The 17,710-nt window shown below is 52.4% G+C and carries 13 protein-coding genes and 1 pseudogene; 9 read left to right on the top strand and 5 right to left on the bottom strand.

What is annotated here, in order from left to right; all coding sequences use genetic code 11:
• Nucleotides 1–139 precede the first annotated feature (139 nt).
• Complete coding sequence (pyrD, locus tag OGY19_RS16360; protein ID WP_115602294.1) at nt 140–1,150, bottom strand: quinone-dependent dihydroorotate dehydrogenase; 1,011 nt, start codon at nt 1,148–1,150, stop codon at nt 140–142.
• A 243-nt stretch (nt 1,151–1,393) separates the two neighbouring features.
• On the opposite strand from pyrD, the gene ssuE reads away from it, so the two are divergent.
• The 5 genes and pseudogenes from ssuE (at nt 1,394) to ssuB (ending at nt 5,644) form a co-directional block, all read left to right on the top strand.
• On the top strand, nt 1,394–1,969 hold the full coding sequence (gene ssuE, locus OGY19_RS16365) for an NADPH-dependent FMN reductase (RefSeq protein WP_115602295.1): 576 nt from the start codon (nt 1,394–1,396) through the stop codon (nt 1,967–1,969).
• A complete protein-coding gene (locus OGY19_RS16370; protein WP_061067632.1) occupies nt 1,962–2,936 on the top strand; it encodes a sulfonate ABC transporter substrate-binding protein in 975 nt (324 codons plus the stop codon). Before ssuE ends, OGY19_RS16370 begins: the two co-directional genes overlap by 8 nt.
• Nucleotides 2,933–4,078: an FMNH2-dependent alkanesulfonate monooxygenase gene (ssuD, locus tag OGY19_RS16375; protein ID WP_115602296.1), complete on the top strand. Its 1,146-nt coding sequence runs from the start codon at nt 2,933–2,935 to the stop codon at nt 4,076–4,078. The genes OGY19_RS16370 and ssuD overlap by 4 nt, the downstream gene beginning before the upstream one ends.
• A gap of 10 nt (nt 4,079–4,088) precedes the next feature.
• Complete coding sequence (gene ssuC / locus OGY19_RS16380; RefSeq protein WP_115602297.1) at nt 4,089–4,880, top strand: aliphatic sulfonate ABC transporter permease SsuC; 792 nt, start codon at nt 4,089–4,091, stop codon at nt 4,878–4,880.
• Nucleotides 4,877–5,644 (top strand): annotated as a pseudogene (gene ssuB / locus OGY19_RS16385) (aliphatic sulfonates ABC transporter ATP-binding protein). The gene ssuC and the pseudogene ssuB overlap by 4 nt, the downstream one beginning before the upstream one ends.
• 104 nt (nt 5,645–5,748) lie before the next feature.
• Here ssuB and pepN read toward each other — a convergent pair.
• Entirely contained in the window at nt 5,749–8,361 is a 2,613-nt protein-coding gene (gene pepN, locus OGY19_RS16390; RefSeq protein ID WP_115602298.1) for an aminopeptidase N, read from the bottom strand.
• Between the two features lie 266 nt (nt 8,362–8,627).
• On the opposite strand from pepN, the gene pncB reads away from it, so the two are divergent.
• The 4 genes from pncB (at nt 8,628) to aspC (ending at nt 14,459) form a co-directional block, all read left to right on the top strand.
• Entirely contained in the window at nt 8,628–9,830 is a 1,203-nt protein-coding gene (pncB, locus tag OGY19_RS16395) for a nicotinate phosphoribosyltransferase (RefSeq protein ID WP_101742835.1), read from the top strand.
• Between the two features lie 165 nt (nt 9,831–9,995).
• Nucleotides 9,996–11,396: an asparagine--tRNA ligase gene (asnS, locus tag OGY19_RS16400; RefSeq protein WP_286596824.1), complete on the top strand. Its 1,401-nt coding sequence runs from the start codon at nt 9,996–9,998 to the stop codon at nt 11,394–11,396.
• Nucleotides 11,397–12,008: 612 nt separating this feature from the next.
• Nucleotides 12,009–13,085 carry a porin OmpF gene (gene ompF / locus OGY19_RS16405; protein ID WP_048212129.1) on the top strand — a complete coding sequence of 359 codons (1,077 nt, stop codon included), beginning with the start codon at nt 12,009–12,011 and terminating at the stop codon, nt 13,083–13,085.
• A 183-nt stretch (nt 13,086–13,268) separates the two neighbouring features.
• The gene (gene aspC / locus OGY19_RS16410; protein ID WP_061067624.1) at nt 13,269–14,459 is read left to right on the top strand and encodes an aspartate transaminase; all 1,191 of its coding nucleotides are present in this window, start codon (nt 13,269–13,271) and stop codon (nt 14,457–14,459) included.
• Nucleotides 14,460–14,511: 52 nt separating this feature from the next.
• On the opposite strand, the gene OGY19_RS16415 is transcribed toward aspC, so the two are convergent.
• The 3 genes from OGY19_RS16415 to ldtD all read right to left on the bottom strand — a co-directional run bounded on the left by OGY19_RS16415 (nt 14,512) and on the right by ldtD (nt 17,664).
• The gene (locus OGY19_RS16415; RefSeq protein WP_003831949.1) at nt 14,512–15,159 is read right to left on the bottom strand and encodes an MBL fold metallo-hydrolase; all 648 of its coding nucleotides are present in this window, start codon (nt 15,157–15,159) and stop codon (nt 14,512–14,514) included.
• A 28-nt stretch (nt 15,160–15,187) separates the two neighbouring features.
• Nucleotides 15,188–15,736, bottom strand: a complete 549-nt coding sequence (mepK, locus tag OGY19_RS16420; protein WP_003831948.1) for a peptidoglycan L,D-endopeptidase MepK — start codon at nt 15,734–15,736, stop codon at nt 15,188–15,190.
• Nucleotides 15,737–15,912: 176 nt separating this feature from the next.
• Nucleotides 15,913–17,664 carry a L,D-transpeptidase gene (ldtD, locus tag OGY19_RS16425; RefSeq protein ID WP_115602301.1) on the bottom strand — a complete coding sequence of 584 codons (1,752 nt, stop codon included), beginning with the start codon at nt 17,662–17,664 and terminating at the stop codon, nt 15,913–15,915.
• Nucleotides 17,665–17,710 lie beyond the last annotated feature (46 nt).

Below are 17,710 nucleotides of genomic sequence, written 5' to 3' on the forward strand. Positions count from 1 at the left end.
CCATTACGACAGTATCCTTTTGCCGCTTCGTTTATTGCCTTAATAATAAAAGCTCAGAATGTTTAAATAAGCAACAGTAAAGGAATATAAAACAACCAGGGCCAGAAATAAAGCCCTGGTTGTCGGATTAAGGCATAGATCAGATATTGCTGACGATTTCTTTAATCAACGGCGGACCTTTAAAAATAAAGCCCGAATAAATCTGTACGAGGCTTGCGCCGGCAGCCATTTTTTCCCGCGCGGCAATCACCGAGTCGATCCCGCCAACACCAATAATTGGCAACTGCCCTTTTAATTCCTGAGACAACTGGCGAATAATTTCTGTACTTTTTAATTGCAATGGTCGCCCGCTCAGACCACCCATTTGATCGCAATTTTTCATTCCCTGAACGAGCGAACGATCGAGCGTGGTGTTAGTCGCAATTACGCCATCAATATTATGCCGAACTAAACTGTCAGCAACCTGGGTCAGTTCTTCCACAGAAAGATCCGGCGCGATCTTTACCGCCACCGGCACATATTTATGGTGGATCGCTTGCAGATCGTTTTGCTTATTTTTAATAGCCGTCAGCAGATCGTCCAGAGCCTCGCCGTATTGCAGCGTACGTAATCCCGGCGTATTCGGTGAAGAGATATTAATCGCAATATAACCTGCATAAGCATAGACTTTTTCCATACAAATCAGATAGTCATCTTTGCCATTCTCTACTGGAGTATCTTTATTCTTGCCAATATTAATCCCCAGAATACCGTCAAAATGCGATTTTTTAACGTTCTCAACCAGGTTATCAACACCCAGGTTATTAAACCCCATGCGGTTGATCAAACCTTCTGCATCAACCAGACGGAACAGACGCGGTTTATCGTTACCCGGCTGAGGACGCGGCGTCACGGTACCTATTTCAATTGAGCCGAATCCCATCGCGCCAAGTGCATCAATGCACTCCCCGTCTTTATCCAGTCCGGCAGCAAGACCGAGCGGGTTTTTAAACGTCAGCCCCATACAGGTAACCGGTTTTGCAGGTACCTTCTGGCGGACAAGCGCTTCAAGCGGCGTGCCGGTAATGCGACGTAACTGCTGGAATGTCAATTCATGAGCGCGCTCTGGATCGAGCTGAAAAAGGGCTTTACGAACGAAGGGGTAGTACATGAACTCTCCTGGATTCCCGGTGTGCAAACCGGGGGCGTATTATGTGCGATCGCGAGCAAAAAGGGAATTGACCTGCGGCAATAAATAGCAATCGTTTTCCTGGCCCCTGCCTTTTTATTCAATTTCCAACTTTTCTATCCCGTATAAATCATTTCGATAAACAAAATCTCTCTGCCAGACTGCATAAATTGTTATCAATGTTAACTAAAAGCAAACAATTAGTTATAAGGAGAGGTTGAAATTATGCGCGTCATTACTCTGGCGGGAAGCCCACGCTTTCCTTCTCGCTCCAGTGCGTTACTGGAATATGCCCGAGAAAAACTGCACGGTCATGATGTCGAAGTCTTTCACTGGAGCCTGCATAACTTTGCCCCGGAAGACCTAATCTATGCCCGTTTTGACAGTCCGGCGCTGAAGACATTTATTGAACAACTGCAAGATGCTGACGGGCTGATTGTCGCCACGCCGGTCTACAAAGCCGCTTACTCTGGCGCACTGAAAACGCTGCTCGATCTGCTCCCCGAGCGGGCGCTGGAAGGAAAAGTGGTGTTGCCGCTGGCGACCGGCGGCAGCGTGGCGCATTTACTGGCCGTCGATTACGCGCTGAAACCGGTACTGAGTGCGTTAAAAGCCCAGGAGATCCTGCACGGCGTATTTGCCGATGATTCGCAGGTCATCGATTATCAGCATAAACCGCAGTTTACGCCCAACCTGCAGCAGCGCATGGATAGTGCGCTCGACACCTTCTGGCTGGCATTGCATCGTCGCGATATCCAACTCCCTCAACTGAATGCCCTGCGAGGTGCCGCCCATGCTTAATCTGCTCAAACGTCACACGTCGTGGTTCACACTGGCTGGGCTGCTGTCACTGTCAACGCTGGCGCACGCCGCAGAACCTGCGCCCGATGCTCTACGCATTGGTTATCAGAAAGGGAGCGTCAGCATGGTGTTGGCCAAAAGCCATCAGCTACTTGAGAAACGCTACCCGCAAACCAAAATCTCGTGGGTTGAGTTCCCTGCCGGGCCACAAATGCTGGAAGCGCTCAATATCGGCAGTATCGATCTCGGCAGTACGGGTGACATTCCACCCATTTTCGCCCAGGCCGCGGGGGCAGATCTGGTTTACGTGGGCGTTGAGCCCCCCAAACCGAAAGCTGAAGTGATTCTGGTGCCGAAAAATAGCCCGATCCAGAACGTCGCGCAGCTTAAAGGACATAAAGTCGCTTTCCAGAAAGGTTCCAGCGCCCACAATTTACTGCTCCGTGCACTGCAACAGGCTGGACTGAAATTTACCGATATTCAACCGACCTATCTGACGCCAGCCGATGCGCGAGCGGCCTTCCAGCAAGGAAACGTTGATGCGTGGGCTATCTGGGATCCCTACTATTCCGCCGCATTATTGCAAGGTGATGTACGCGTGCTGAAAGACGGCTCAGACCTCAAGCAAACCGGTTCGTTTTATCTCGCCGCACGTCCTTATGCCGAAAAAAATGGCGCTTTTATTCTTGGCGTACTGAATACCTTTAGCCAGGCCGATGCGTTAACCCTCAGCCAGCGGCAGCAAAGCATTGCCCTGCTGGCTAAAACCATGGGCCTGCCTGAGCCGGTAATTGCCTCTTATCTGGATCACCGCCCGCCAACCACCATTACGCCCGTCAGCGACTCTGTTGCTGCGCTACAGCAACAAACCGCGGATCTGTTTTATGACAACCGTCTGGTGCCGAAAAAAATCGATATTCGCCAGCGTATCTGGCAACCCACTCAGCAGGCAGGAGAAAAATTATGAGTCTGAACATGTTCTGGTTTTTACCCACCCACGGTGACGGTCATTATCTTGGAACGGAAGAAGGTTCGCGCCCGGTCGATCACGGATATCTGCAACAAATTGCGCAAACGGCCGACCGTCTGGGGTTTACCGGCGTGCTGATCCCCACCGGTCGCTCCTGCGAAGATGCCTGGCTGGTCGCCGCCTCGATGATCCCGGTCACCCAGCGGTTAAAATTTTTGGTCGCGCTACGCCCAAGCGTTACCTCGCCGACGGTTGCCGCGCGTCAGGCAGCAACGCTCGACAGGCTTTCTAATGGTCGGGCGCTATTTAACCTGGTGACCGGCAGCGATCCGCAGGAGTTGGCTGGCGACGGCGTGTTCCTCGATCACACCGAGCGCTATGAAGCCTCTGGCGAATTTACTCAGGTCTGGCGGCGCTTGCTGCAAGGTGAAACGGTGGATTTCAACGGCAAACATATTCATGTTCGCGGGGCAAAACTGTTCTTCCCGCCGATCCAGCGGCCACATCCTCCACTCTATTTCGGCGGCTCGTCTGACGTCGCACAAGATCTGGCCGCCGAACAGGTTGATCTCTACCTGACCTGGGGCGAACCGCCTGAACAGGTGAAAGCGAAGATTGAACAGGTGCGGGCCAAAGCAGCGGCGCTCGGGCGCAAGATCCGCTTCGGTATTCGTCTGCATGTGATCGTACGGGAGACAACGCAAGAGGCGTGGCAGGCAGCGGATCGTCTGATAGCCCATCTGGATGACGACACCATCGCCAAAGCCCAGGCCGCCTTCTCAAAAACGGATTCGGTTGGTCAGCAGCGAATGGCTGCACTGCACAACGGTAAACGCGACAAACTGGAAATTAGCCCGAACCTGTGGGCAGGGGTAGGACTGGTGCGCGGTGGCGCAGGGACCGCACTGGTCGGAGATGGTCCTACGGTCGCAGCGCGTATTAACGAGTATGCCGCGCTGGGAATCGACAGCTTTGTGCTGTCCGGGTATCCGCATCTGGAAGAGGCATACAGAGTTGGTGAGCTGCTGTTCCCGCATCTGGATGTCGCGATACCCGAAATTCCGCAACCGCAGCGCCTGCAACAGCAAGGCGAAGCGGTTGCGAACGAATTCATCCCGCGTAAAGTCGCACAAAGCTAAGGAGCGGCTAATGGCAACACAGAAAAATAGGTGGTTATTGCGCCTCGCGCCCTGGTTTTTACCGGTAGGTCTGGTGGCGCTCTGGCAGCTCGCATCATCAATGGGCTGGCTGTCCAACCGCATCCTGCCCTCACCGGAGGGCGTGGTCGAAGCTTTCTGGACGCTTTCCGCCAGCGGCGAACTTTGGCAGCATCTGGCGATCAGCGCCTGGCGCGCGCTGATCGGATTCTCTATCGGTGGATCGATTGGCCTGACGCTGGGACTGATCAGCGGTCTTTCGCGTTGGGGAGAACGCCTGCTGGATACCTCGGTGCAGATGCTGCGTAACGTACCGCATCTGGCGCTGATCCCGCTGGTGATTTTGTGGTTCGGTATTGATGAATCCGCCAGGATCTTTCTCGTCGCCCTGGGCACGCTGTTCCCGATTTACATCAACACCTGGCACGGGATACGCAATATCGACCGCGGGCTGGTTGAAATGGCGCGCAGCTATGGGTTGTCTGGTTTTTCACTGTTTATTCATGTGATCCTCCCCGGCGCCCTGCCCTCGATTATGGTTGGGGTGCGTTTCGCTCTCGGGCTGATGTGGCTGACGCTTATCGTCGCAGAAACCATTTCAGCCAATGCCGGTATTGGCTACCTGGCGATGAACGCCCGCGAATTTCTGCAAACCGATGTGGTCGTGGTGGCCATTATTCTCTACGCCCTGCTCGGCAAGCTAGCCGATGTCAGTGCCCAACTGCTGGAGCGAATCTGGCTGCGCTGGAACCCGGCTTACCATGTGAAGGAGGCTACCATATGAACACCGCTCGCCTGAACCAGGGCACACCGCTGTTGCTAAGCGCCGTAACGAAACAATACGCCGCCAATACGGTGCTCAATCAGTTAGATTTGCATATTCCGGCCGGACAGTTCGTTGCCGTGGTAGGCCGCAGTGGCGGAGGTAAAAGTACGTTGCTGCGCCTGCTGGCTGGACTGGAGTCGCCCACCTCTGGCGCATTACTCGCCGGAACCACCCCGCTGGCAGAGATTCAGGATGATACGCGAATGATGTTTCAGGATGCGCGTCTGCTGCCATGAAAGACGGTTATCGATAACGTCGGTCTGGGTCTGAAAGGTCAGTGGCGCAATGCAGCCCGAGATGCGCTGGCCGCAGTTGGGCTGGAGAATCGTGCTCAGGAGTGGCCCGCAGCGCTTTCTGGCGGACAAAAACAGCGCGTGGCTCTGGCGCGGGCATTAATTCATCGCCCCGGTCTGCTTCTGCTGGATGAACCCCTCGGCGCGCTGGATGCCTTAACCCGCCTTGAAATGCAGGAGCTGATTGTCTCTTTGTGGCAGGAACACGGCTTTACCGTACTGCTGGTCACCCATGACGTCAGCGAAGCGGTGGCAATGGCCGATCGTGTCTTGCTGATTGAGGATGGAAAAATCGGACTGGATTTAACGGTGGATATTGCGCGACCACGCCGGATTGGCTCTCTTCGTCTGGCAGAACTGGAAGCCGAGGTGTTGAATCGGGTGATGCAGCGTGGCGAGGCAGAACAATCAATCCGACTGCATGGATAAACATTCAGGACGTTGTAGGCCCGGTAAGCATGAGCGCCACCGGGCATTTTGCCGGATGACGGCGTTACCGCCTTATCCGGCCTACAAAACTACAGGTCAACGTCTCAGGCCAACGCTTTAGTAATTTTCTCGAACAGATCGCCTGACAGATTCTCCAGTCCTTTCAGCTGTTCCAGCGCCGCACGCATCTTCGCCTGACGTTTTGCATCATAGCGTTTTAAACGAATCAACGGCTCAATCAGACGTGACGCCACCTGCGGGTTACGGCTGTTGAGCTCAGTCAGCATGTCAACCAGGAACTGATAACCGCTACCATCTTCCGCATGGAATGCAGCCGGGTTGCTGCCCGCGAAGGCACCGATCAGCGAACGGATGCGGTTTGGGTTACTCATGCTAAAAGAGCGATGCTTCAACAGGCCGCGTACCGTTTCCAGCACGTTTCTAGCCGGGCTGGTGGATTGCAGGATAAACCATTTATCCATCACCAGACCGTCATGGTGCCATTTGTCGTCGTATTCCTGCATCAGCGCGTCACGACACGGCAACTGTGCTGCGACCGCCGCAGACAGCGCCGCCAGCGCATCGGTCATATTGTTCGCTTCACGGTACTGCTTGCTTACCAGCGTGTCAGCCAGATGGGTTTCGCCAAAGGCCAGGAATCGCAGGCAGGCGTTGCGCAGCGTACGTTTGCCAATATCGCCATGCTCAACGCGATACTCATCAAGATGATTAGCGTTATAGATGGCGAGGAATTCATCCGCCAGCTCGGCCGCCAGCGTGCGGGTTAACGCTTCGCGTACCTCGGCGATCGCCACCGGATCAATGATGTCGAACAGTTCGGCAATTTCATTTACTGAAGGCAGCGTCAGGATCTCTGCCGCCAGTGCCGGATCGATTTTCTCATCGAGCAGAATCGCGCGGAATGCATCGGCCACGTGGACCGGCAGCGACAGCGGTTGTCCCTGCTGATGACGGGCAACGTTGAGCTTAATATAGGTCGCCAGCAGGCTTTGCGCCGCATCCCAACGAGAGAAATCGTTACGCGCATGGCGCATCAGGAAGGTCAGTTGCTGATCGCTCCATTTATATTCCAGTTTCACCGGCGCGGAGAATTCGCACAGCAGCGCCGGAACCGGCTGGAAGTAGACGTTATCAAAGACAAACGTCTGCTCTGCCTGGGTCACGTTGAGTACGGAATTCACCGGGTGCCCGCCTTTTTGTAGCGGGATCACTTTCCCTTCGTTGTCATACAACTCAAGGGCAAAAGGAATATGCAAGGGCTGCTTTTCAGCCTGATCCGGCGTGGCTGGCGTACGCTGGCTGATAGTCAGTGTGTACTGTTCCGTTGCTGGATTGTAGTCATCTCGCACGGTCAAAATCGGCGTACCGGACTGGCTGTACCAGCGGCGGAAATGGGAGAGATCGACGTTCGACGCATCTTCCATCGCCTGCACGAAATCATCACAGGTCGCGGCGCTACCATCGTGACGCTCAAAGTACAGCTGCATCCCTTTCTGGAAGTTAGCCTCACCCAGCAGGGTGTGGATCATACGAATCACTTCCGCACCCTTCTCATATACGGTCAAGGTATAGAAGTTGTTCATTTCAATGACCATATCCGGACGGATAGGATGCGCCATCGGGCTGGCGTCCTCAGCAAACTGCAGGCCGCGCATGGTACGCACATTGCTGATGCGGTTTACCGCACGTGAGCCGAGATCGGAACTGAACTCCTGATCGCGGAACACAGTTAAACCCTCTTTCAGGCTCAACTGGAACCAGTCGCGACAGGTCACGCGGTTGCCGGTCCAGTTATGGAAATATTCGTGACCGATGACGCGCTCAATATCGAGGTAATCTTTGTCGGTGGCGGTATCGGTACGCGCCAGCACGTATTTGGAGTTAAAGATGTTCAGACCTTTATTCTCCATCGCGCCCATGTTGAAGAAATCCACGGCGACAATCATATAGATGTCGAGGTCATACTCGAGGCCAAAGCGCTCTTCATCCCATTTCATGGAGTTTTTCAGCGAGGTCATCGCCCATGGCGCGCGGTCCAGGTTACCGCGATCGACGTACAGTTCCAGCGCCACTTCACGCCCTGAGCGGGTAGTAAAAGTGTCGCGCAGGACGTCAAAATCACCGGCCACCAGCGCAAATAAATAGCACGGTTTCGGGAATGGATCCTGCCACTGTACCCAGTGACGACCATTTTCCAGTTCACCCTGCGCCACACGGTTACCGTTGGAGAGCAGGAACGGATATTGCGTTTTATCGGCGATTATTTTGGTAGTAAAACGCGCCAGCACGTCCGGCCTGTCGAGATACCAGGTAATATGGCGAAAGCCTTCTGCTTCGCACTGGGTACACAGCGCGTCACCTGACTTGTAAAGCCCTTCCAGCGCGGTATTCGCCGCTGGGCTAATTTCATTCACGATACGCAGCGTAAAACGTTCCGGCAGTTGATTGATGACCAGGGCGCCCTCTTCTTCTTTATATGCTGTCCACGGTTCGTCATTCACGTGGATTGACACCAAGGTCAGATCTTCGCCATTCAGGCGCAGGGGCGCATCGGACGTGCCATGACGGACAGCCTGGCTCACTGCGGTGACCACGGTTTTTTCAGCATCCAGGTCAAAGGTCAAGTCAATATCAGTAATCTGGTAATCCGGCGCACGGTAGTCGTGGCGGTATTTGGCTTGTGGCTGTTGTGTCATAAAAAAACCTTTAGCATCTTTGGTAGAGTCTCGGCTTCAGTCTATTCCTGTTGCGTAAATCACGCTACGCAGAATGTTCATCTTTTCAGGCACAAACGCCCTTTTTGCTACATTTTTATAACACGCGGCACGAATTGCCCTCGACCAGAAAGACAGCTTATGGTGTGATCGGGGTTCAATAAATCGCTAAACAGGGTATACTCCAGCGGTTTTCTTAGTTGTTTATTGTACTAAACGCTCCCGTGAGAGGATGCTACTGCGCACCTATGACACAATTCGCTTCTCCTGTTCTGCACTCGCTGCTGGATACAGACGCTTATAAGTTGCATATGCAGCAAGCCGTTTTTCACCACTACTATGATGTACAAGTAGCGGCTGAATTTCGTTGCCGTGGCGATGACCTGCTCGGTATTTATGCCGATTCTATTCGCGAACAGGTGAATGCTATGCAGCACCTGCGACTGCAGGAGGACGAGTACCAGTGGCTCTCCGGCCTGCCTTTCTTCAAAGCTGATTACCTCACCTGGTTACGTGATTTCCGCTATAACCCGGAACAGGTTTGCGTCACCAATGACAACGGTAAGTTGAACATTCGCTTAACCGGGCCATGGCGCGAAGTGATCATGTGGGAAGTTCCGCTGTTAGCGGTGATAAGCGAGCTGGTACACCGTTATCGCTCGCCCGAATCAGGCGTCCCACAGGCGCTGGCTGAGCTGGAAAACAAATTAGCAGAATTCTCTGCTTTAACGAAAGATGTCGATATGTCCCGCTTCCATCTGATGGATTTCGGTACGCGTCGTCGTTTTTCACGTGAAGTCCAGCAGGCTATCGTTAAACGCCTGCAGCAAGAGCCGTGGTTTGTTGGCACCAGCAACTACGATCTTGCCCGTCGTTTGTCATTAACGCCGATGGGAACCCAGGCGCATGAATGGTTCCAGGCACACCAGCAAATCAGCCCTGAGCTTGCCACCAGCCAGCGCGTTGCCCTGGCCGCCTGGCTGAACGAATATCCCGACCAGCTCGGCATCGCCCTGACCGATTGCATCACCATGGACGCGTTTTTGCGCGACTTTGGCGTTGAGTTTGCGACCCGCTACCAGGGTTTGCGCCACGACTCTGGCGATCCGGTGGAATGGGGTGAGAAAGCCATCGCCCATTATGAAAAACTGGGCATTGACCCGCAAAGCAAAACGCTGGTGTTCTCCGATAACCTCGATCTGAATAAAGCGATTGAACTCTACCGCCACTTCTCTTCTCGCGTGCAGTTGAGCTTTGGTATCGGGACACGCCTGACGTGTAACATCCCCCAGGTTAAGCCGCTGAATATCGTTATCAAGCTGGTCGAATGTAACGGCAAACCGGTGGCGAAGTTATCTGACAGCCCGGGTAAAACCATCTGCCATGATAAAGCGTTTGTGCGCGCGCTGCGCAAAGCCTTCGATCTCCCGCATATTAAAAAAGCCAGCTAGTCCTTCCAGGGAGCCACTTTGGCTCCCTTTTCACGTTTATTTCCGAAATCTTTCACTCCAGCTACGAATTCTGCTTGTCTGATTGCAGATGCCAGGTAACATAGGTATCCCCCCATTACGGGTGGACATGTGTTTATATATCCGACTATTAACAGAGAGAATATTATGAGCGTTGTGCCTGTAGCCGACGTACTCCAGGGCCGCGTAGCCGTTGACAGCGAAGTCACCGTGCGCGGATGGGTGCGTACCCGCCGAGATTCAAAAGCTGGCATCTCCTTCCTCGCCGTTTATGACGGTTCCTGCTTTGATCCTGTACAGGCCGTCATCAATAATTCTCTGCCCAATTACAATCAGGACGTGCTGCGCCTGACGACGGGTTGTTCAGTTATCGTAACGGGTAAAGTCGTTGCATCACCTGGACAAGGACAGAGCTTTGAAATTCAGGCTACTGAAGTTGAAGTCGCGGGCTGGGTTGAAGATCCTGATACCTACCCAATGGCGGCTAAGCGTCACAGCATTGAGTATCTGCGTGAAGTGGCGCATATGCGTCCGCGCACCAATATGATTGGTGCGGTAGCGCGCGTACGTCATACGCTGGCGCAAGCGCTGCATCGCTTCTTCCACGAGCAGGGTTTCTTTTGGGTATCTACTCCGCTGATCACCGCTTCCGATACGGAAGGTGCGGGTGAAATGTTCCGTGTTTCTACGCTGGATCTGGAAAACCTGCCACGTAACGATCAGGGTAAAGTCGATTTCGATAAAGACTTCTTTGGTAAGGAAGCGTTCCTGACCGTTTCCGGTCAGTTGAACGGTGAAACTTACGCCTGCGCCCTGTCCAAAATTTATACCTTTGGACCGACTTTCCGTGCGGAAAACTCCAACACCAGCCGTCACCTCGCAGAGTTTTGGATGCTTGAGCCGGAAGTCGCTTTTGCCGATCTGAACGATGTTGCAGGTCTGGCTGAAGCAATGCTGAAATACGCGTTCAAAGCCGTACTGGAAGAACGTGCGGATGATATGAAGTTCTTCGCCGAACGTGTCGACAAAGACGCGGTATCACGCCTGGAACGTTTTATTGATGCTGACTTCGCGCAGGTGGATTACACCGATGCGGTAAGCATCCTGGAAAAATGCGGCAAACAGTTTGAAAACCCGGTTTACTGGGGTGTTGATCTGTCTTCTGAGCATGAACGCTATCTTGCCGAAGAACACTTTAAAGCGCCGGTGGTTGTTAAAAACTATCCGAAAGATATTAAGGCGTTTTATATGCACCTTAACGACGACGGTAAAACCGTGGCGGCAATGGACGTGCTGGCACCGGGAATCGGTGAAATCATCGGTGGTTCTCAGCGTGAAGAGCGTCTGGACGTGCTGGATGCCCGTATGCTGGAGATGGGTCTGAACAAAGAAGATTACTGGTGGTATCGCGATCTGCGTCGCTACGGTACCGTTCCGCATTCCGGTTTTGGTTTGGGCTTTGAGCGTCTGATCGCTTATGTCACCGGCGTACAGAACGTCCGCGATGTTATTCCGTTCCCGCGTACACCGCGTAACGCCAGCTTCTAACGTTGTCGCTTTAATCATAAAGGCCAGCACTGCTGGCCTTTTTCGTTCAGCGCATTGCTGTATTTGTCGCCTTAGATGGACTCTCATCCCGCACTAAACTCAACCCGTAAATTCCCCCTTCCTGTTACGCAATGTTTCACTGCAACATTTGAGAACAAAAAATAATCACCATTTTTATTGTGGATTAGCACTTCATGATCAAATAGAGCATTTATTACCCATTCGCACGGCATTCTGGACGGCCAAAATATGCATTTGTAAAAATGGTTCTTTTTTGCGGGGCTAGATAAAAATGTCGTTAGCAAAATTAAGTATAAGAAAATCATATAAATAGATAAAACCGAGCAAAATTCAATCGCAGGGACACCTGAAATTTGAAGTTGTTCACAAAGTTGCATAAAAATAACATTTTGTTACACATTTTTTCTTTTTGAAACCAAATCTTTATATTTGTAGCACTTTGAGAGTAGCGAAACGGTAGTTTGAATGGAAAGATGCCTGCAGACACATAAAGACACCAAACTCTCATCAATAGTTCCGTAAATTTTTATTGACGGAATTTATTGGCGGCAGTGGCAGGTGTCATATAAAAACCGATGAGGGTAATAAATAATGATGAAGCGCAATATTCTTGCAGTGGTTATCCCTGCTCTGCTGGTAGCCGGGGCAGCTAACGCTGCAGAAGTTTATAACAAAGATGGCAATAAAGTAGACATCTACGGTAAAGCTGTAGGTCTGCACTATTTTTCCAAGCACAACGGTGACAACGCCTACGCACCTAATGGCGATCAGACTTACGCCCGTCTTGGTTTCAAAGGGGAAACTCAGATTAACGACCAACTGACCGGTTACGGCCAGTGGGAATACCAGTTCAGCGGCAATAACTCCGAAGGCGGTGACGACTCTCAGAATGGGAACAAAACCCGTCTGGCGTTTGCTGGTCTGAAATTCGGTGACGCAGGTTCCTTCGATTACGGTCGTAACTACGGCGTCGTATACGATGCACTGGGTTACACCGATATGCTGCCAGAATTCGGTGGCGATACTGCGGCTTCCGACCAGTTCTTCTCTCAGCGTAACGGTGGCCTCGCGACTTACCGTAACTCCAACTTCTTCGGTCTGGTTGAAGGCCTGAACTTCGCTGTTCAGTACCTGGGTAAAAACGAGCGTGATGACGTTCGTCGCTCTAATGGTGACGGCGTTGGCGGTTCTGTAAGCTACGAATTCGAAGGCTTCGGTATCGTCGGTGCATACGGCGCGGCTGACCGTACCGATGCCCAGCAAAACCCGCTTCTGCGCGGCCATGGCGACAAAGCTGAGCAGTGGGCTACCGGCGTGAAATACGATGCTAACAACATCTACCTGGCAGCGAACTACAGCGAAACCCGCAACGCAACCCGCATTTCTAACGGTTATGCGAACAAAACTGAAGACGTACTGTTAGTTGCTCAGTACCAGTTCGACTTCGGCCTGCGTCCGTCCCTCGCCTATACCAAATCTAAAGGTAAGGATATCGAAGGTATCGGTGACGTAGATCTGGTGAACTACTTCGAAGTGGGCGCGACTTACTACTTCAACAAAAACATGTCCACCTATGTTGATTACATCATCAACCAGATCGATTCTGACAACAAACTGGGCGTAGGCTCTGACGACACCGTTGCAGTGGGTATCGTTTACCAGTTCTAATAGCAGACCTCTTTGCTAAATGCCTAAAAAACAGGACTTCGGTCCTGTTTTTTTATATCCGCCAGCGGATTCTTGCGTCTTCAAAAAACACCCCTGCTTTTCGTCACTAACGGTTGGCATTTTGTAAATCTACCGTTAACCTGATAGCGGACTTCCCTTCTGTAACCACAATGGAACCTCGTCATGTTTGAGAACATTACCGCCGCTCCTGCCGACCCCATTTTGGGCCTGGCTGATTTGTTTCGTGCCGATGACCGCCCGGGGAAAATCAACCTCGGAATCGGTGTATATAAAGATGAGACAGGCAAAACGCCGGTACTGACCAGCGTTAAAAAAGCCGAGCAATATATCCTGGAAAATGAAACCACCAAAAACTATCTTGGCATTGACGGTATTCCAGAGTTTGGTCGCTGCACTCAGGAATTACTGTTTGGTAAAGAAAGTGCTCTGATTAATGAAAAACGCGCGCGTACCGCACAGACCCCTGGTGGTACGGGTGCCCTGCGTGTGGCCGCTGATTTCCTGGCAAAAAACACCAGCGCAAAACGCGTGTGGGTCAGCAACCCAAGCTGGCCGAACCATAAGAGCGTATTTAATTCTGCTGGTCTGGAAGTGCGTGAATATAACTATTACGATGCTGCAAACCATTCACTGGACTTTGATGCGTTGCTGGCAAGCCTGGCTGAAGCACAAGCTGGCGACGTCGTATTATTCCACGGATGCTGCCACAATCCGACCGGTATCGATCCGACGCTGGAGCAGTGGCAAACGCTGGCTCAGCTGTCAGTCGAAAAAGGTTGGTTACCACTGTTCGACTTCGCCTACCAGGGCTTTGCGCGTGGTCTGGAAGAAGATGCAGAGGGTCTGCGTGCATTCGCCGCGCTGCATAAAGAGCTGATTGTCGCCAGCTCCTATTCCAAAAACTTTGGTCTGTACAATGAGCGCGTAGGTGCCTGTACACTGGTTGCAGCTGATGCTGAAACCGTTGATCGTGCCTTTAGCCAGATGAAATCGGTAATTCGTGCGAACTACTCCAACCCGCCAGCCCACGGTGCATCCGTAGTCGCCACAATTCTGAGCAACGATGCGCTGCGTGCCATCTGGGAACAGGAACTGACTGACATGCGCCAACGTATTCAGCGCATGCGTTTACTGTTTGTCAATACGCTGCAGGAGAAAGGTGCAAACCGCGACTTCAGCTTTATCATCAAACAGAACGGTATGTTCTCTTTCAGCGGCCTGACAAAAGAACAGGTTCTGCGTCTGCGTGAAGAGTTTGGTGTCTATGCCGTCGCTTCCGGACGTGTAAACGTCGCAGGAATGACGCCAGATAACATGGCACCGCTGTGCGAAGCGATTGTCGCAGTGCTGTAATTTATTGCGCATAAAAAGGCCGCAATCGCGGCCTTTTTATTTATCTGCGGTGTTACCAGACTGGCATTTCATCCTGCAGGAACGGGTTATGTAGCCGTTCGTTACCCAGCGTAGAAAGTGGGCCGTGACCCGGGATAAACGTCACGTCATCACCCAATGGCAAGAGTTTACGTTTAATCGAATCAATCAATTGGCTGTGATCCCCACGCGGGAAATCACTGCGCCCTACGCCGCCTTTGAAAATCACGTCACCCGAAATCAGTAACTTTGATTGCTCATCAAAGAAGACCACATGTCCCGGTGTATGACCCGGGCAATGCAGCACCTGTAAGGTTACGTTGCCGACGCTAATCCGATCGCCTTCGTTTAGCCAGCGATCGGGCGTCAACGGCTCACAGTCACCCAGGCCAAACATGCGGCTTTGCGCAGGCAGCCCCTGCAGCCAGAACTCATCTTCTTTTTCCGGCCCAATAACCGGTACACCGTAATGCTGTGCCAGTTCAGCCGCTGCCCCTACATGGTCAAGATGTCCATGGGTAAGCAGGATCTGCATGAGCGTCAGACCGCTGGCATCGACTTCCTGTTTGATTTTCTCGGCATCACCGCCGGGATCGACCAGTGCGGCCAGACGCGTCTGCTCACACCAGATTAGCGAGCAGTTCTGGGCGAATGCAGTGACCGGAATAATACGATAGTTCATACAGCTCCTGTTTCATTAAGCTTACGGATCACCAGTGCCGTGCAGGCCCGGTGTCGATATGCACAAAGTTACTGCTGGGGTAGTATCCTACACCACCTGCGCGCATAGATAACGCAGCTTTGCGAATATTGCTTAATGCGATGCCTTCAATGTGGAAATCCATGGCCTGGCCTTTCGTGTGGTAGCTTTTCTTTGCCACACCGCGACTGCGTGCACGGAGTTCATTATTGGTATCGATGGAACGATAGCCGGAGATCAGTTGTACGGGTTTACGCGTACCCAGCAATCCCTGCAGACGGAAGAGTTGATCAAACAATCCCGGGTCGATGGATTTCACTTTATTCGCCCGAAAGTCACGGAAAAAGTGATTAAGTTTTGCTAATTCGTCCTGAATATAGCCCCTGCCATCAAAAAACTCTGCTTTAATTGACTCACCGGTATGCAGGTTATTCAGAGTCAATATACGCGGACGTGGGGTGGAGAGTGTAGCAAACGCAGGCGTAGGCAGGATGGCAGCGCCGAGGGCAATGCCACCAAGCGCCAGCAGTTTGCGGCGATTAGCGTCAAATTTGTCCATGGTATTAAGGTCTACAGGTCAATGTTATCGTATGTATGCTCTAGCGCACGCGGGAAACCTTATCTGGCTAAGTAGTCCACGTCAAGGCTCCCAAACCCAGGAAATACGGGGCTTGCAGCCATCCTGCCCCGTTTTCGTCATAACTTACGACAATCATTTTCCTCGAACTGCTTCATTTATCTGATTAATTGCTCAGCTTTCGACATGATTTGTGCGCTGGATCGCGCTGTCTGATCGTAATTGTAAATATCTGTTCGATACTGCGTACGTCCATCGCTTCCCACAAAGGCAGTCAAATAGTACAGGTTGACCGGAATATTCTGGCGGATATTTACATACCGCGTATCCCCTTGCTTCAGGGCATCCGAGATGCGCGTATCATTCCAGCCAGCATCCTGCAGCAGCATATTCGCCAGTTCCGAGGCCTTATTCACGCGCACACAGCCAGAACTTAGCGCCCGAGTATCCTTCTGGAACAAATTATGGTTTGGCGTATCGTGCAGATAAATGGCGTCCGAACTCGGCATATTGAATTTATAGCGACCCAGCGAATTACGCGCGCCCGGTGCCTGCTGGAAGCGGAACGGCAGATTTGAGGCGGTGATTGTAGCCCAGTCAACCTGCCACGGATCTATCGTCTCTTTGCTGTTCCAGCCGCGCATTACAGTATACCCGTGACGCTCAAGGTACCCCGGATCGTTCCACAATTTAGGCAGAATATCTTTTCGGGCCAGCGTCGGCGGCACGTTCCACGGTGGATTTACAACCACATTATTCAACGCGCTGCTCATCATCGGCGTTTTACGATCGGGACGTCCGACAATAACACGGGAAGCCAGCACCTGATTTCCGTTCTGATAATAAACCAGCGAGTAGGCTGGGATGTTTACCATGATGCCGGTAGACAGATCGCTCGGCAGCAGGCGCAAACGCTGAATATTTAACGCCAGTACGCCCGCGCGTTGAGCAGGCGTCACGTTCAGCCAGTCACGCGTCGCAGGGCCAATCGTGCCATCGGCCCCCAGCCCCTGCCATGTCTGAAAACGTTTCACCGCGTCAACAAGTTCGCGATCGTAGGCGCTACGCCCTTCTTTGGCAGAAGTGCTGACACCGGCGTTCAGCATTCCGGTACGACGCAGAATTTCGCGCAGCGCCGGGATATCATTACTCCATTCACCGGGACGCAACGTCGTGGTGCTGGTTAACCGTGGCCAGGGTCGCGAATCCCCCACCAGCTTCAGCAACGACTCATGCATCGCAGCATACTGTGGATGCTGAGGTGTAAGGCTGGTGATAAATGAAGTTAGCTGACCGTTGTCCAGCGCTACCTGCCATTGGTTAACAACGGAGAGCGGTGGCGTTGCCAGTGCATAAGGCTTATCGCTGTAGAGCCAGCGGCTACCTTTGACGGGGATATTGGCAATAAAGTGCAGATAGCCCATCATCGCATCAGAAAGTACAGTATCACGTGCCAGGCCTGTGACTGCCGGGTCAGTTAGTAACGCAACCCAGGCGTTAAACTGCGGCTGAAACCCGGCAATCGCCACCTCGGCTAACTGTTGTTGAAAGGCTTTTACCGCATCACGATTTTCCCACATCGGTTTCATTTCGCGTGCGGCATACAGTAATTCCAGCTGGCTCATATAAACCGGCGTATAGCCTGCTGGTAGCTGAGATTGCAATTCAGCGCGGGCTTTGTCCACAGATGTGCCATTGGGCAGAGACTGAATTCCCGCCATCACACCTGTCGCGTAAGATTGTACCTGCGGTTGCGATAACGCTGTAGGCTGTTCGCTGACGGCAGCAGAGCTGTCGCCAGGAATCATTTCAGGCTCATCAGCCTGCGCGTTGAACAGTGGAGCGAATGTTACGGCCAGGCACAAACTGATTGCCGACAGCCGACGACCACACATTTTATTAAGCAACATCCCTTGCCCCCTGTTTTCTTTATCATACTTTGAGTAGCCAGACCGC

It is taken from the genome of Citrobacter sp. Cy070, from assembly GCF_030332245.1.
Lineage (GTDB): Bacteria > Pseudomonadota > Gammaproteobacteria > Enterobacterales > Enterobacteriaceae > Citrobacter > Citrobacter youngae.

What these genes read in the sequence shown, in the direction of transcription:
- pyrD (WP_115602294.1), bottom strand. Translation starts at nt 1,150, where the DNA reads ATGTACTACCCCTTCGTTCGTAAAGCCCTTTTTCAGCTCGATCCAGAG.
- ssuE (WP_115602295.1), top strand. Translation starts at nt 1,394, where the DNA reads ATGCGCGTCATTACTCTGGCGGGAAGCCCACGCTTTCCTTCTCGCTCC.
- OGY19_RS16370 (WP_061067632.1), top strand. Translation starts at nt 1,962, where the DNA reads ATGCTTAATCTGCTCAAACGTCACACGTCGTGGTTCACACTGGCTGGG.
- ssuD (WP_115602296.1), top strand. Translation starts at nt 2,933, where the DNA reads ATGAGTCTGAACATGTTCTGGTTTTTACCCACCCACGGTGACGGTCAT.
- ssuC (WP_115602297.1), top strand. Translation starts at nt 4,089, where the DNA reads ATGGCAACACAGAAAAATAGGTGGTTATTGCGCCTCGCGCCCTGGTTT.
- pepN (WP_115602298.1), bottom strand. Translation starts at nt 8,361, where the DNA reads ATGACACAACAGCCACAAGCCAAATACCGCCACGACTACCGTGCGCCG.
- pncB (WP_101742835.1), top strand. Translation starts at nt 8,628, where the DNA reads ATGACACAATTCGCTTCTCCTGTTCTGCACTCGCTGCTGGATACAGAC.
- asnS (WP_286596824.1), top strand. Translation starts at nt 9,996, where the DNA reads ATGAGCGTTGTGCCTGTAGCCGACGTACTCCAGGGCCGCGTAGCCGTT.
- ompF (WP_048212129.1), top strand. Translation starts at nt 12,009, where the DNA reads ATGATGAAGCGCAATATTCTTGCAGTGGTTATCCCTGCTCTGCTGGTA.
- aspC (WP_061067624.1), top strand. Translation starts at nt 13,269, where the DNA reads ATGTTTGAGAACATTACCGCCGCTCCTGCCGACCCCATTTTGGGCCTG.
- OGY19_RS16415 (WP_003831949.1), bottom strand. Translation starts at nt 15,159, where the DNA reads ATGAACTATCGTATTATTCCGGTCACTGCATTCGCCCAGAACTGCTCG.
- mepK (WP_003831948.1), bottom strand. Translation starts at nt 15,736, where the DNA reads ATGGACAAATTTGACGCTAATCGCCGCAAACTGCTGGCGCTTGGTGGC.
- ldtD (WP_115602301.1), bottom strand. Translation starts at nt 17,664, where the DNA reads ATGTTGCTTAATAAAATGTGTGGTCGTCGGCTGTCGGCAATCAGTTTG.